This is a genomic window from Mucilaginibacter sp. Mucisp86, assembly GCF_047324315.1.
Classification (GTDB): domain Bacteria; phylum Bacteroidota; class Bacteroidia; order Sphingobacteriales; family Sphingobacteriaceae; genus Mucilaginibacter.
Genome location: NZ_CP168503.1, coordinates 5833831 through 5850194 on the forward strand (window position 1 = coordinate 5833831; position 16364 = coordinate 5850194).

7 protein-coding genes are annotated in these 16364 nt (G+C 42.0%); all 7 read left to right on the plus strand.

The window, feature by feature from the left end; all coding sequences use genetic code 11:
• Nucleotides 1-6: 6 nt before the first annotated feature.
• The 7 genes from ACEN9X_RS24405 (at nt 7) to ACEN9X_RS24435 (ending at nt 16311) form a co-directional block, all read left to right on the plus strand.
• Nucleotides 7-3030 carry a protein O-mannosyl-transferase family gene (locus ACEN9X_RS24405; protein WP_413667609.1) on the plus strand — a complete coding sequence of 1008 codons (3024 nt, stop codon included), beginning with the start codon at nt 7-9 and terminating at the stop codon, nt 3028-3030.
• A gap of 183 nt (nt 3031-3213) precedes the next feature.
• Nucleotides 3214-5775: a DUF3857 domain-containing protein gene (locus ACEN9X_RS24410; RefSeq protein WP_413667610.1), complete on the plus strand. Its 2562-nt coding sequence runs from the start codon at nt 3214-3216 to the stop codon at nt 5773-5775.
• Between the two features lie 285 nt (nt 5776-6060).
• Nucleotides 6061-7308, plus strand: coding sequence for a Pycsar system effector family protein (locus tag ACEN9X_RS24415; RefSeq protein ID WP_413667611.1), 1248 nt, complete (start codon nt 6061-6063; stop codon nt 7306-7308).
• Nucleotides 7309-7344: 36 nt separating this feature from the next.
• Nucleotides 7345-9390, plus strand: coding sequence for a polyphosphate kinase 1 (ppk1, locus tag ACEN9X_RS24420; RefSeq protein ID WP_413667612.1), 2046 nt, complete (start codon nt 7345-7347; stop codon nt 9388-9390).
• The gene (locus ACEN9X_RS24425) at nt 9377-10273 is read left to right on the plus strand and encodes an SdiA-regulated domain-containing protein (RefSeq protein WP_413667613.1); all 897 of its coding nucleotides are present in this window, start codon (nt 9377-9379) and stop codon (nt 10271-10273) included. Before ppk1 ends, ACEN9X_RS24425 begins: the two co-directional genes overlap by 14 nt.
• 49 nt (nt 10274-10322) lie before the next feature.
• Nucleotides 10323-13928, plus strand: coding sequence for a BamA/TamA family outer membrane protein (locus tag ACEN9X_RS24430; RefSeq protein ID WP_413667614.1), 3606 nt, complete (start codon nt 10323-10325; stop codon nt 13926-13928).
• Nucleotides 13929-13953: 25 nt separating this feature from the next.
• Nucleotides 13954-16311, plus strand: coding sequence for a GAF domain-containing protein (locus ACEN9X_RS24435; protein WP_413667615.1), 2358 nt, complete (start codon nt 13954-13956; stop codon nt 16309-16311).
• Nucleotides 16312-16364: the final 53 nt, after the last annotated feature.

Sequence of the window (16364 nt, forward strand, 5' to 3'; positions counted from 1 at the left end):
TATTAAATGCAGTACAAAAAAATCAATAACCTGTTAGGTTGGCTTTGTTTCATTATAGCCTCAATAACCTATATTTTAACATTAGAACCATCTGTAAGTTTTTGGGATTGCGGCGAATTTATTTCGTGCGCCTATCGTTTGCAGGTAGCCCACCAACCCGGCTACCCGGTTTTTGCTATGATTGGCAAGGTTTTGTCGCTGCTGTCATTTGGTGATAATACCAAAGTGCCGTTCTTTACCAATATGGGTTCGGCATTGGCCAGTGGTGCAACCATTATGTTTTTATTTTGGACAATCACTGCTTTTGCCAAAAAGCTGATGGTTGAAAAACGCGACGAAGCTATTGACGGCTATAAATTGTATGTGATTATGGGTGCCGGCCTTGTAGGTGCGCTTGCTTTTACTTATACTGATACCTTTTGGTTTTCTGCTGTTGAAACCATTGTATTTGCCTTATCTTCATTATGTACTGCCATTGTATTTTGGGCAATCCTTAAATGGGATGAACATGCCGATGAACCCGGCGCCGATAAATGGATTGTTTTTATAGCTTATGTTATAGGTTTATCAATAGGCATCCACCTGTTAAACCTGTTAACTATCCCGGCCATTGCAATGGTATATTATTTCCGCCGCACTAAAAACATTACCGTTGGGAATAGCATCCTGACCTTTTTGGCTGGTGTAGTGATCCTTGGTTTGGTACAATACGGCATCAGGGGATATACTATTAAGTTTGCGGCCTATTTTGACCTTTTCTTTGTTAATTCATTAGGAATGGGCTTTGGCAGCGGAGCTTTCTTTTTCATTTTACTGATAGTTTTTGCCCTGGTACTGGGTATCCTTTACAGTATCCGCAAAAAGAAGCCGGTATTAAACCTTGCCTTACTTTGCGTTGCATTTATCTATTTTGGATACGGCTCGTTTGCTTACATTCCTATCCGCGCAACTGCTAACACTAATTTAAACAACTCACATCCTGATAACGCTTTTACGCTTTACGGTTATCTTAACCGGATCCAGTACGGTGAAGTACCTTTGCTAACCGGCCCTATGTATGATTCGCAGGTTACCGATCAAAAACAGGGTAGTATCATTTACCGTAAAGGTAAAACCCAATATGAAAATGCCGGTCGTAAAACCGATTATGTTTATGATCACACTACTGCATTGCCGCGTATGTACAGCACTGATCCTAATGATGTGCAGTTTTACAAACAATGGCTACGTATCCCTGAAGGGCAGGCGCCAACCATGGGCGACAACCTGAAATGGATGTTTAGCTGGCAAATGTACCAGATGTACTGGCGCTACTTTTTTTGGAACTTTGTTGGCCGTTATAACGATGCCGACGGACAAACGAGCACCGAAGGTATCGACGGTAACTGGACAACCGGTTTGTTTGATGGTGGCAAACATCTGCCAAAATCGGTAACTGCCGCTACTACTTATACTCCGTTATATGCCTTGCCATTAATAATTGGTTTAATAGGTTTGTTTTTCCATGTAAACCGCCGCAGCAAAGATGCCTTGATTGTAGGCTTGCTATTTTTCTTCACCGGTTTGGCAATCGTATTATATGTAAACCAGGCATCGGTACAGCCGCGTGAGCGTGATTACTCGTATGTGGGCTCATTTTATGCCTTTGCCATATGGATAGGGCTTGGCGTTATTGCCATTGCCGAATTCGGCCGTAAATACGTCGACGCTAAATTGGCGGCTATCGGTTCAACCGTTATTGGTTTGCTGGTTTGCCCTGTGCTTTTAGCCGCCAAAGAATGGAAAGATCATGACCGCTCAACCAAAATGACGCCGCATGATATGGCTTACAACTACCTTATTTCATGCCCGCCAAACGCCATTTTGTTTACTTATGGTGATAACGATACCTACTCGTTATGGTATGATCAGGAGGTTGAAGGCATTCGTCCGGATGTGCGCATTGTAAACCTGAGCCTATTCACCGGCGACTGGTATATCCGTCAGATGCAGAAAAAAATGAACAGCTCCGAGCCGTTACCTATTACCATGCCTTTTGATAAATATAAGGAAGGGGTGAGGGATGTTATTTACTTTAACGATCAGAAACTACCCGGCTACCAGGATATTAAAGAGGTTTTTGACTTCATTACATCTGATGACAAAGCTACCCAGGTGCAATATCAAAGCGGCGATTATGGTAATTACCTGCCAACCAAAAACCTGAAAGTTACCGTTAATCCCGATGAGGTTATTGCCAACGGTGTTGTAAAAGCCGATCAGAAAGATAAGCTGGCAACTGCCATGGAGTGGAAATATACTTCAAACTATGTAACCAAAGAAAACCTGGCCATGTTTGATATTTTGGCGCACAATCACTGGAAACGCCCAATTTGCTTTACTACTACTATTGGTAACGAAAACCTGATAGGTTTACAGCCTTACCTGTACAAAGAAGGTTTTACCTATCACCTGATACCGTTTAAACCAGATACTGCCTTGCATGATCAGTTGAGCAAAACCAATACCGATGTGATGTATGATAACGTAATGAACAAGTTTAAATTTGGTAACTTCAAAAAAGCCAAATACCTTGATCATGAGTCAACTTCGATGTTTTACCCGGTAATGGTAACTACTTTCCTTGATCTGGCTCAAAACCTTGTTCAGGAAGGTAAAAACGATAAGGCGTTAAAGGTTGTTCAAAAATACGAAGCCGAGCTTCCCGATCTTTATCCGTATGTAGATGTTGCCGGTCGCAAATTGTATTTAACCCAACTGGCTTATCAACTTCATGACGTGGTATTGGGTAATAAACTTGCCACCAATATTGATGATTACCTTACCGATCAGTTGGATTATAATGCCTACCTGCTTAGCCAGGATGTGAATAGCATCAATGGCCGTGATGTGCAGATTGGTATGCAGGTGTTAAATGGCCTGGTGCAGTTTACTAAAGACAATCACCAGACAGCGCTTGCTACCAAATTTGAAAATCAATTAAAAGGTTACGAAACAAAATTCCGCGCTGTATTAGGCGGAGGACAATAATCCTTGATTATATTCTATTCGCAAAGCCATCCCGGTTTCGGGGTGGCTTTGTTGGTTTAAGAGGATATCTCGCTTCAAATGCATTATTATTCTATATATACCAACATGTTAAATATTAAAATAGTTACATCAAATTAACCCGGTTTTCTTTATTTTCAAAGCCGGTATACAAAAGCTTTTAAAATGCGTTTTACGTTTTCCCTTTGTTTGGTGATGTTGTTTTGGTGCAGCGGGGCTGCTTTTGGCGATACACCGTCGGTGCATATTTCCGCAAAGCCGAATTGGCTTAGCGCCATAAAGCCCTATAATCAGAAACCTTCGTCACGTACCGTCGAGCGGGGCTTTTATTACGAGCTTATTGAAGAACAAGTGCAGGTTGAAAAACAAGCCGATTATAATCATATTATCAGGGATATAGTTTCTGAAACCGGCATCCAAAATGCGTCGCAGATCTCCGTTAGCTTCGATCCGGCTTATGAGCGGCTCGACTTTCATGATATCACCGTTTGGCGCGATGGTAAACCTTTAAACCGTTTAAAAGCTTCGGTTTTTAAGGTACTGGCCGATGAGCAGGATTTATCGAATTTTATTTACCAGGGAAGCTTCTCTGCTTTGTGTATTCTTGATGATATCCGCAAAGGCGACCGGATTGAATATTCATACACCATCACAGGCCGTAATCCTATATTGAACGGTAAATTTTGCTCAAATATGTATGTTCAATGGTATACACCAATAGCACATCATTATACAGCTATAATCGCATCATCTCAGCGTAAGCTGAACTTTAAAACTTTTAATACGGTACCCAAACCTGTCATCAGCGAAGCAAATGGCTTAAAACGCTACGAGTATGAAGGCTTCCAGGTGCCGCCCGCGCATGATGATGACAGCCAGCCCTCGTGGTATAATGAACGCGGCTTTATACAGGTAAGTGAGTTTGCAAGCTGGGCCGAAGTTGTTAATTGGGCCTTAAGTATTAATCCGCCTGCATTAAATATTAAAGGAGAGCTTGGTGAGCGGATTACGAAACTGAAAAAGGATGCCGGTAATAATAAGGAAAAATATTTCAGAGACGCTGTTCGCACGGTGCAGCAGGAAGTGCGTTACATGGGCATTGAAATAGGTGAATACTCCCACCGGGCCAATAATCCCGAAAAAGTATTTAAACAACGTTATGGCGATTGCAAGGATAAGTCGTTGTTGCTGGTGTCGATGCTGAAAGCGGGAGGGATTGACGCCTCGATGGTTTTGGTAAATGCCGATATGAACGAACATGTTGAGCAATACATACCTACGGCTTACGCCTTTAACCATGCCGTGGTAACTGCCAATGTGAACGGAAAACAGGTTTGGGTTGATGCCACTATGGATAACCAGGGTGGTGAGGGTACTGATATTTATTTTCCGCGCTATGGTAAAGGATTGGTATTGAAAGAAGGCGGCAACGCGCTCACTTCCATTCCGCCATCAAAAGGCGGCAAAGTTATTGGAGAGGATGTTTACACCGTAATGGATGGGAAATCACCGGTGCTGTTCACCGTAAAAACCACCTACACCGGTGATGAGGCCGATTATATGCGGGGCAAACTGGAATCATCGGGTATGGCCGAAACAGAAAAGAGCTACCTCGACTATTACGCAAAGATCTATAATAAAATAGAGGCTAAGGATTCGATTACCGTAAGGGATGATTTGAAAGCCAATAGACTTACTACCATAGAAACTTATAAAATAGGTGATTTCTTTAAAAAAGATTCTACCAGCGACAAACTTACCGCCAATCTGTTTGCCAACTTTATTTACAACCAGTTTCCCTCAATAACCGGTCGTATTAAAACGCCGGTTTCTCTTACCTACCCTTACGATGCCAGTTATGCTATTAAGGTGGTTTTGCCCCGCGGGTGGAATATTAATGAAGATCATGATTCCATTAAGCGGGACTATTATCGCTATGAGTCGGATTTTACTGCTGCGGGCGATACCTTATCGCTTAACTATAAATTATCGTTTTTGAGTGACTATGTACCGGTAAACAAGCTCGATGAGTTTAAAGCCGATATAAAAAAGCTTAACGGTACCAGTTTGGGTTACAGTTTTTCTTATACGCCGCAAGGTGCGGTAAGCACGTCAACCACAAATAGCACATTAATTTTGGTTGTGTTATTGTTAACGGTTGGGCTTGTTGTACTGGGCGTGTGGCTTTATCAAAGAGAAACGCCGGGCATTGTGTTTGCTTACGGATCAACCTTTGTGCCGATAGGAGGATGGCTCATCTTAATTGCGTTGGGCTTAGCTGCTACTGCTTTGGTAACCGGTTCAAACATGGTTACAGGCGATTATTTTAGCCTCCACACCTGGAATGTATACCAGGGCAATCAGCATGAGTTTAATTTTAGGTCGCTGGTTGTTATAGAGGCAATTGGCAATATTACATTAATGGTTTATGCCCTTTTTTGCCTGGTGTTGCTGTTAAACAAGCGCGACATACTGCCTGTTTGTATCACCGGTTATTTTGCTTTTGGTTTCGTTTTCTTTCTGACGGATTATATTTTGGCTGCCAACATCAGTAGTAAGCTTGCAGAAACAGCGCTCAGCCCGCTTTTACGATCAATAGTTACGGCAGCCATATGGATCCCTTACTTCAAAAAATCGTCGCGTGTGCAGGAAACTTTTATTGTGCCACATCCGCCCTATAACTATAGTTACGAGGGCCCCGGAGTTGCAGAAGAACCGGCGTCGTAAATTATTGGCTGGTTAGGGGCTCCTTATAATCGGGTTTTAGCTTTTAATCGACAGAAATTTTCGGCATTTAACGAAATATCGCCATGTGATTTGGGTGGTTGAAATTCAAAGCGTTGAAAATCAGAGGCATGGTTGTGTGGTATGCGGTTTGTGAATGCAAGGGCAACCATTTTCTTGCCTTTTGCATAAACAATGTCCGATAAATTGATGTTTCTCCCCGGTGCATGGCTGCAAATAGAAATTTTTAAAATAAATTTGATTTACTTTTAACAACAAAACACTACGATGAAATTTCAACCGCTGTTAGAACAGGTAAAACAGTACGCTATATCCTATTTTGACGTACATCATGATCCCGATTTAATTTATCATAATCTGAGGCATACTAAAGATGTTGTTGCAGCGGCTACTCAAATTGCTAACCACTATCAGTTAAGTGACGAAGATTTTTTTGTAGTGATCTCTGCGTCCTGGTTTCATGATACCGGGTATTTCACTGATAAAAAGGACCACGAATCAAAAAGCGTAGCGCTGGCTACACATTTTCTTAAACAGCATAAAGTTGATCAAACAGTTATTGACAAAGTGTCTGGGTGTATTTTGGCAACCAAAATGCCGCAAAGCCCTGCCGATTTACTGCAGCAGATCATTTGCGATGCAGATTTGTTTCATTTAGGTACCGATGACTTTCGCGATAAAAATAAGTTGTTGCGCAAGGAGATGGAAGCCATCAAGAAACATGATATTGATAAGGACGAATGGCGTAGCTACAACATTGAGTTTTTGCAGGGACACGAATATTATACCGATTACTGCCGGCTGCTGCTTAATGATCAAAAACATAAAAACCTGCAAAAGCTAATTGAAAAACAGGCTGATGTTGAAGTTAAGGAAACACCTGAAATGCTTACGGCTGATGAAGGTACAGCCTCTGTCATTACGTATGAAAAAGAGAAGGAAAAGGATAAAGATCATGATGACGACCATGGTGGCAAAAGGCATAAGAACGACAGGCCCGACCGTGGTATAGAAACCATGTTCAGGATCAGTTCCAGTAATCACCAGCGTTTGAGCGATATGGCCGATAATAAGGCCCATATCATGATCACGGTTAACTCTATCATTCTTTCGGCTATTATCAGTTTGGTGCTGCGTAAGCTTGATGAGCATTCAAATTTGCTGATCCCAACTTTCATGCTCCTGTCTGTTAGTTTAGCTACTATGATCTTCTCCATACTATCAACCCGCCCATCAATTCCACCGGGCTTGTTTACGCCCGAGGATATCAATAAAAAAACAGTTAACCTGTTGTTTTTCGGTAACTTCTACCGCATGTCATACCAGGACTACAGCGATGGTATGGAAAAAATGATGGAAGACCGCGAATTTCTGTATGGCAGCTTAATCCGCGATAACTATTCGCAGGGGGTTGTGCTGGGCAAAAAATACAGGCTGCTCAGGGCATCGTACAATATATTCATGTTCGGCCTTATCGTATCGGTGGTAGCATTCATTATATCTTCATTACTGTAGGCGGTCGGGATACTGCCAAAAACAAAATCTACACCTATGGAATACTCATTTTTCGACAGGGACCTGAGCTGGTTACTTTTCAATGAACGCATATTGATGGAGGCCGAAAGCGAAGAACTCCCTGTAATGGAAAGAGTAAATTTTCTTGCTATATTCTCATCCAATCTCGACGAATTTTATCGTGTGCGGATGCCGGTAGTAATGGCATTGCACAAGCTTAACCTGCATAATAAAACCGATGAAAGCGAAGATGTACTATATAAGGCTCAGCAACTGGTAGCAGCTCAGCAAAACCGCTTTGGGAAGGTTTTTACAGGCAGGCTTATTCCGTTGTTAAAAGAGAATAATGTGAACCTGTTGTTCAATGAGCCTATCCCGGTGTCTGTAATAGATAGGGTAAGCGATTACTTTTACAGCCAGGTGCTTGCCTTTCTGCAACCCATTGACCTGGTAGGCGGTAAGAAACAATTCTTCCCCGAAAATAACCGGTTATACTTTTTGGTAAGCCTTGGTTTGGAGAAGGAAAAAGAACGGTCAGTGATCCTCAACATTCCGTCGAACCAGTTGCCGCGATTTTTCAGCGTTAATGAAGATGGTAAACAATACATCATTTTTCTTGATGATATTGTTCGGCACAATCTTAACAAGATCTTCAAAACAGAAGAAATAAAAGGCTGTTACAGCTTCAAAATAACCCGCGACGCTGAACTTGAGCTTAAAGATGATTATGACGGCGATGTTCAGGAGCAGATTGAAAAACAACTGCAAAAGCGCGATCAGGGTTTAGCCACGCGTTTTTTGCACCAGCCCGGTATCCCGCTGCGCATTTTGCATTTAATTGAGGATAAACTTGGTGTACAGGGATCAAGTATTGTAGAGGGCGGGTTTTACCATAACCTTAAAGATTTAATGGGTTTGCCGGTAGGTATCCCATCTTTAAAATATACCAAATGGCCACCGCTCGTAAACAGGCAGATCAGCGCGGATGAATCTATATTTGATTATATCGATAAAGGCGACTGTGTTTTTCATGCACCTTATCAATCATACAACGCTATTCTCCGTTTTTTTAACGAGGCTGCTATCGACGAAAACGTTGAGGAGATTTCGGTAACACTTTATCGTGTAGCCAGCGATTCGCGGATTGTAAACGCGCTGATCAGTGCTGCCCAAAGTGGTAAAAAAGTGAGGGTACTGGTTGAGCTAAAAGCCCGTTTTGATGAAGCTAACAATATCAAATGGGCTAAGAAGCTAAAAGCAGCCGGTGCCAATATCATTTACAGTGATAAAGCAATAAAAGTGCACGCCAAAGTTGGCCTGGTAAAGCGCCTTGTTGATGGCCGTGTTAAATATGCCGGGCTTTTGGCAACGGGTAATTTTAATGAAAGCACGGCTGCCTTTTATACCGATCACATCATGATGACGGCCAATCCGCAGTTGCTGCGCGAAATGGACCTGCTGTTTATCTATCTTGGCAAAAAAGCAAAATCGGCCGAAGGCTATGATATTGATTTTAAACACCTGCTGGTGGCTCAATTTAACCTGCAATCAAAATTTATTGAGCTCATTGACAGGGAAATTGAGCAGGCGCGTAAAGGGAACCCGGCAGGAATTACCATAAAACTCAATAACCTGGAGGAGCGGATACTGATTGGCAAACTGTATGAAGCATCACAGGTAGGGGTGAAAATCAGGATGATTGTGCGCAGTATTTGTTGTTTAATACCGGGAGTACCCGGCATGAGCGAAAATATCACCATAAGGCGTATTGTTGACCGTTACCTGGAACATGGGCGTATTTTCATATTCCACAACAGCGGTAACCAGGAGGTTTTTATGGGCTCGGCCGATTGGATGAACCGTAACATTTATCGCCGTATTGAAGTATGTTTCCCTGTTTATGATGAACATATCAGGAATGAAGTAATAGCAATGCTTGATATCCAATTGGCAGATAACGTGCAGGCTGTAAATTTAAATGAACAATTGCAAAACATAAGGGTTGATAAAACTGAACCGCTGGTACAATCGCAGCAGGCTATTTATGAACTTTTACAGCAAAAAAAATATGACAGGGGTTAAAAAACAGGGTGCTAAACAGGTACTGGCTCTTTATGCAGCCGGTATGCTTGCCGTGGCAGTTGTTTTTTTAATCATCTCTTGTAAAAATAAAGAAAAGGCAATTCCTGTTAGTCCGCCGGGATATGACCTTAATAACCCTGTTAAATACAAAATGCCCGAAGATCTTACCGAAATCTCCGGCTTTGCATTTCACAATGGTAAAAATGATTCGGTTTATGCCGAGCAGGACGAGGAAGGGTTTTTGTTTAACCTGAAACTGGGCGATAAAAAAGCTAACTATACCAAATTTGGCAAAAGTGGTGATTATGAAGATGTAGCCATATGCCGGGAACAGGTGATCATGCTTAAAAGCGATGGTACATTATTCACTTTTCCTTTTAGCCAGGTTAGGACCAAAGAAGTAACCAAGGTACAAAAAACTAAAGGCCAGCTACCCGAAGGAGAATTTGAAGCCATGTGTGCCGATGAAAAGACCGGCCTGGTTTACGTGCTTTGCAAGCATTGTGCCGATGAAAAAACATCCAAAAGCAGCAGCGGCTATATTTTGAAACTTCAGGCAGACGGGACCTTGAAACAGACGGGCAGTTTTGTAATAGATGTTAAGGAAATTGAGCGGCTGGCCGATAAAAAACGCGTGCCGTTTCGCCCTTCGGCAATAGCAAAAAATACGTTTACCAATGAGTGGTATGTCCTTTCGTCGGTAAATAAAATGCTGGTTGTTGCTGATGTTAACTGGAAAGTGAAAAATGTTTACCCTTTAAGTGTTACTATATTTGGGCAACCCGAAGGTATGGCATTTGATAACCAGCGCAACCTGTATATCTCTAATGAGGGAGACCAGTTGAGCGCCGGTAACATATTGAAATTCAGCTTTAAGAAGTAGCGTTTATAATATCGCTAAACGTAATACAAAATACATCTAACCGAACCTCATGATTAAAAAACTACCCTTGTTATTTGTTTTATTATTAGGCATGCTCAAGGCAAATGCCCAGGATTCGATAAAGTATAGGACGATCCTGATCGGTGACGCCGGAGAAATGGATATGCAGCAAAGCGCTGTTTTAAAGCATGCAGCTGCGAATGTGCTCAAAAATAAAACTTCGGTATTTTATCTGGGAGATAATATTTATCCGCGCGGTATGGGTTTATCCGGCAGTCCGGAAGAAGCCCAAACTAAAAAAATCCTGCAATCACAATACCAGCCTATGCGGGCTGCCGGCGCACCTGTATATTTTATACCCGGTAATCATGACTGGGATAAGATGGGGCCTCTCGGCTTGACTAAAATAAAACGGCAATGGGAGTTTTTAGATCAGCAGGGCGATAAACTGCTTAAAATGGTACCTGAAAATGGTTGCCCCGATCCTGTTGAGATTAATTTGACGAATGATCTTACCGTAATAGCTTTTGACAGCGAATGGTGGTTATATCCTTTCAATAAAAGTAACCCAGGTGCCGAGTGCGATTGTAAAAATAAAGATGATATTGCCGATAAGATCAAGCTGATTTTTGAGCGCAATAAAGATAAAGTGATCATACTGGCGTCGCATCACCCGTTCCAGAGTTATGGTACGCATGGCGGGTATTTTTCGCTTAAGGATCATATTTTCCCGCTTACAGTGGTTAATAAAGACCTTTGGGTACCGCTGCCTGTTATTGGTTCACTTTACCCTTTTCTCCGTTCTACATTTTCAAACCCCGAAGATTTGGGGCATCCGCTATATAAAGAGATGATCAGAAAAGTGGATGCGGTTTTTGGCAGTTTCCCAAACCTTATTCACGTGGCAGGGCATGAGCATGGTCTGCAGTTTATCAAAAGTAAACAGATACAGGTGGTTAGCGGAGCGGGAGCTAAGCAAACCTATGCCATCAAAGGCAAATATTCGCTTTTTGCCGATGCTACGCAGGGCTACGTTATTGCCGATCTGTTGATAGATAAACGGATGCGTTTTACTTATTATATTGATAGTGAGCAAGGTGTTAAGCAGGTGTTTACCTATACACAACCATATACATCAGTAAAAAATGTTCCTGATACGCTCCATACACCTATCAAGACGGATAGCATCATGGTTAGGGTTCATCCTAAATATGATAGCGTAAGCAACTTTCACCGCCGTTGGTTTGGCGAAAACTACCGTAAGGAGTGGGCTGCCGAAACTAAGCTGCCGGTGATCAGGCTATCAGAAATTCATGGCGGTTTAAAAGCCGAAAGTATTGGTGGTGGTTTCCAAACCCACTCACTCCGTTTAATTGATAAGGATGGGAAGGAGTGGGTGTTACGCAGCGTAGAGAAGCAGCCGGAAAAGATCCTGCCCGATGAATTCCAGGAAACCTTTGCTAAAGATTGGGTTAACGATGCCATGAGCGCGCAGCATCCATTCTCCGCACTGATTGTGCCTCCGCTGGCTACAGCCGCCCGTGTGCCGCATGCCAATCCGATAATCGGTGTGGTTTCGCCCGATCCTGTTTTAGGCCAGTATGCCCACATTTTTGCCAATAAGGTTTGTTTGCTTGAAGAGCGTGAACCGGGTGGCAAATCTGACAATACGGTAAAAATGATAGGCAAAATGCTGGAGGACAATGATAACACGGTGGATGGCGAAGAGTTTTTACGCGCCCGCCTGCTCGATTTACTAATTGGTGATTGGGACAGGCATGGCGATCAGTGGCGCTGGCGCGATGAGGATAAAGGGAAAGGTAAATTTTATACTGCCGTCCCGCGCGATCGCGACCAGGTATTTTACACCAACCAGGGAATATTGCCAACCATAGCAGCGCAGCCATGGATTGCGCCGAACCTGCAGGGTTTTAGCGGTGAAATCTACAGCGTAAAATATTCCTTATGGAAAACCATGTTTATGCAACGGTGGCCATCTGTACAATACAGTCATGAGCAATGGACAAAAATCGTGAATGATTTTGTTGCTGCCGAAACGGATGAGGTGTTGGAAGCCGGTTTAAGGCGCCTGCCCGAATCATCATATAAACTAAGGCATGATGTATTACTGAAACAACTAAAAGAACGTCGTGCCAATATCCCGGCCGAAATGGAGTATTACTATAAGTTCATTAATAAAATAGTCGATATCCATGCCTCAAATAAAAATGAGCTGGTAACGGTAAAGGATGAACCTAATGGCAGCCTGAATGTGGTGATTAATAAAATAAATAAAAATGGTGAGGTTAAGGATACCCTTATGAACCAGAATTATCACCCGGATATCACAAAAGAGCTTCGCATTTATGTTGGCGGTGGAGATGACAAAGTGGTGCTTGATAACGCTACTTCGCCAATAAAACTGCGGTTTATTGATAGCACCGGTATCAAAACATACAATATTGTAAAATCGCTTAACACGGTACAATTATATGACCGGGGCAAAAAGTTGAGCATAACCGGCGACGAATCAAGTGTTAACAAACATATCAGTAAGGATAGTGCCAATACCTCATTTCTACGGGTTAACCTTATGAATGTAATAGCGCCCCTGGCCAATATCTCTTATAACCCGGATGAAGGTGTACTGCTTGGTGCCGGTTTTAAATACACCCACCAGGAAGGCTTTCAGAAATTACCTTATAATGATGTGCAAACGGTATTTGCCAGTCACTCGTTCAGTACAAAGGCTTTCAAATTTAGTTACAACGGTGAGTGGATCCATGCTTTTGGTAAAGCTGATTATTTAATGAATGTCCAGTTTGATTATCCGGATAACATCAACTTTTTTGGCAGAGGAAACGAAACATCATTTATTAAGATTGGCGACTATCGTAAATATCATCGTACCCGGTTCACTAATCTTACATTTAGTCCGGCTTTCAGGTGGCGTAACGAATCGGGTACTTCTGTAACGGTAGGCCCTGCGTTTCAGTACTATAAATTAGATGTTGATGACAATATCGGCCGATTTATTACATATCCGTTACTGACAAATGCGCCCGACAGTTATACCTTTGATAAAACAAAAATGCATGCCGGTGTAGTTGTTAATTTTATCAACGATAAACGGAATGATAAGGTGCTCCCGGCCTGGGGAAGCTTTGTAAATATTAAACTTCAGGAGTTTAATGGCTTAAATAACAGCTCCACAAGTTTTGCTCAATTAATACCCCAGGTTGCTTTATATAAAAGCCTGAATGCCAAAAGCACTATTGTTTTGGCCGATAGGATAGGTGGCGGTATTACCATTGGCAAAACAGCCTTTTATCAATCGTTGTTTTTAGGGGGGCAGGATAATTTATTAGGTTACAGGCTGTATAGGTTTGCCGGTCAGCACAGTTTTTATAATAATCTGGAGCTGAGGGTAAAATTGAGCGATTTTGCAAGTTATATCGTTCCCGGCCAGATAGGTGTTATTGGATTTTATGATATAGGCCGGGTTTGGGAAAACGGGCAAAGCTCAGATAAATGGCACAACGGCACCGGTGCAGGTCTTTATGTTGCACCGGCAAGACTGGCAGTTATTAAAATAATTGCCGCTTACTCTGAAGAAGGATGGTACCCTTATCTTTCAACCAGTTTCAGATTTTAATAAAGGGTAAAATTGTAATTGAAAAATGCACACAGAAGTACTCAATATAAGCAAAAACGAATGCACTATTTGCCAGGTTGAAACATGCCTGACATTTAACCCGTTCGTTGCGCATTTAAAAGAACGGATTGCTACCGAAAAAACGCTCAAGAGCGAGTTTTACCGCTATGTTTTAGAGCGTTTTGAGCATGACATATGTATTGACCTGGATATGCGGCCAACCGATGCCGAAAAATACCGGGAAATGCTGGAGCTTATTTACTCCATACTTACACCGCCGATAGCCAACGAAAAGGAATTTCACTGGGCACTGAGCACACCGGTACCTGATAAGATCTTTTTCAGTACCGAGGCTTTTTATGAATTTCACTCAAGCCACCATTCAAATTTGTATGCGCTTAATGTATCCAAGAACGAAATGTTCAGCGACAGGCAAAAACGGTTTATTTACAACCTGATCCTTGAGCGGATGTATGGCTTTTCATCAGCAATGAAAAATGAATTGCTGTTTTCATATCAAGATCCCGAAACAGGTCTTTCGCGATATTTTAATATCCAAACTGATGCCCGTTTTGTAGAGATTGAATTGAATGGCGAATTGCCCGAACTTAGTTTTGATACTATTGAGCCCTATTTACATTCGCACACGAGCCTTGAGTTAATTGAAAAGGTTATACCGCTTAATATTTTTAAGTTTAAAGGGTTTTGTATAATTACATTAACCGATGTAACGTTAACCCACGCGCTAGATAGTATCCGAACAGAGTTGGTAAATCATTCGGCAAATGAAGAGGAGCAGTATGCGCATATCATCAGTTCACTTAAATCTCTTGCCGAAAGTCCGGGTATTGAGTTTGGGCTGATGCCTTTTTTAACTATCAATAACGAGCCTATATTTGATAACGACGAATGCTCCAGGAGTATCCTGCTTAAGGCTGCCAAAGATTTTAACCTTGCCGAGGAAACTTTTGACGCTGTTGTTGAAGACTATAACCAAAACCCCAGGCCTATCTTTTTCAATTCCATAACCGACGATAAGATAGGTAAATTCCCCTTTTTACAGGTTTTGAAACAGGCGGGTATTAAATCGTACGGTATTTTTCCGGTGTATTATAATAAGAAAAATGTGGGTATAATGGAAGTATATTCTTATAAAGAAATTGTTTTTTATGAGAAATTGCTTTCAAAATTACAGGCCACCATTCCGCTGATAGCACAGCTGCTTCAAAACAGTATTGATCAGTTTGAGGCACGTATTGCCGGGGTTATCAAACATAAATTTACATCGTTACAGCCATCGGTTCAATGGAAATTTAATGAGGTAGCCTGGAATTATCTTAAGGAAAAAAGAAAGAAGAAAAAGAGTCCCGAAATTGAAACGGTGTCATTCAGCCATGTTTACCCATTGTTTGGTGCTGTTGATATCCGCAACTCCACAGTTGAGCGCAACAGTGCCCTGCAGGAAGATTTGAAAAGCCTGCTCACCATACTGATTGAAACCCTGCAGGTTTTAAATCAAGATATTCATTTAAGCCTTACCGGTAAGCTGATATCTAAGTGTGAAGAATGGCTTGAACGCATCAGCGGTTACATTACTACCAACGATGAGTTGATGTTAGATACCTTCCTGCATAATGAGGTTAATCCGTTTTTGGAACATTTCAGAAATAATTATCCTGCCGAAAGGGAGATCATTGGCAGGTATTTCGACGCAATGAACGAAGAAACCGGTGCTTCATTTGAGAACAGGCGGAAGTTGGAAACCTCGATGCAACTCATTAACACGTCTATCAATCAATACCTGGAACAGGCCCAGACAGAAGTACAGGAATCATTTCCCTGTTATTTCGAGAAATTCCGTACCGATGGCGTTGAATATGACATATACATTGGGCAATCAATAGCACCTCAACGTGTTTTTGATATGCTGTACCTTAAAAATATCCGTTTGTGGCAGTTAAGGTCGATGGCCGAGATTGCCAGGATGACGCATGACCTTAGCGATCAACTTTCACGTCCGTTGCAAACCACGCATTTGATATTCATTCATTCCAATGCGATAGATATCAGTTTCCGGAATGATGAAAGGCGTTTTGACGTTGAGGGAGCTTACAATATCCGTTACGAGGTGATCAAAAAGCGTATTGACAAGGTTTTGATAGCAGGTACCTTTGAACGCCTTACCCAGCCCGGCAAAATAGCCATGGTATATTTTAACCCAACAGAAGCCGCCGAATATGACGAATACATCAGGTATTTGCAAGTTCAGGGCTATTTGCTTGATGATCTTGAATATCTTGAACTGGAAGAATTGCAGGGGGTTACCGGCTTAAAAGCCTTAAGGGTTGGGGTTAACTATGAGTTGCCGTTGTTGAATAGCTAAAAGCAGAAGGCCTTCAAGCCAAAAGCATAAGGCTGAAAGCTCAAAGCGAAAAA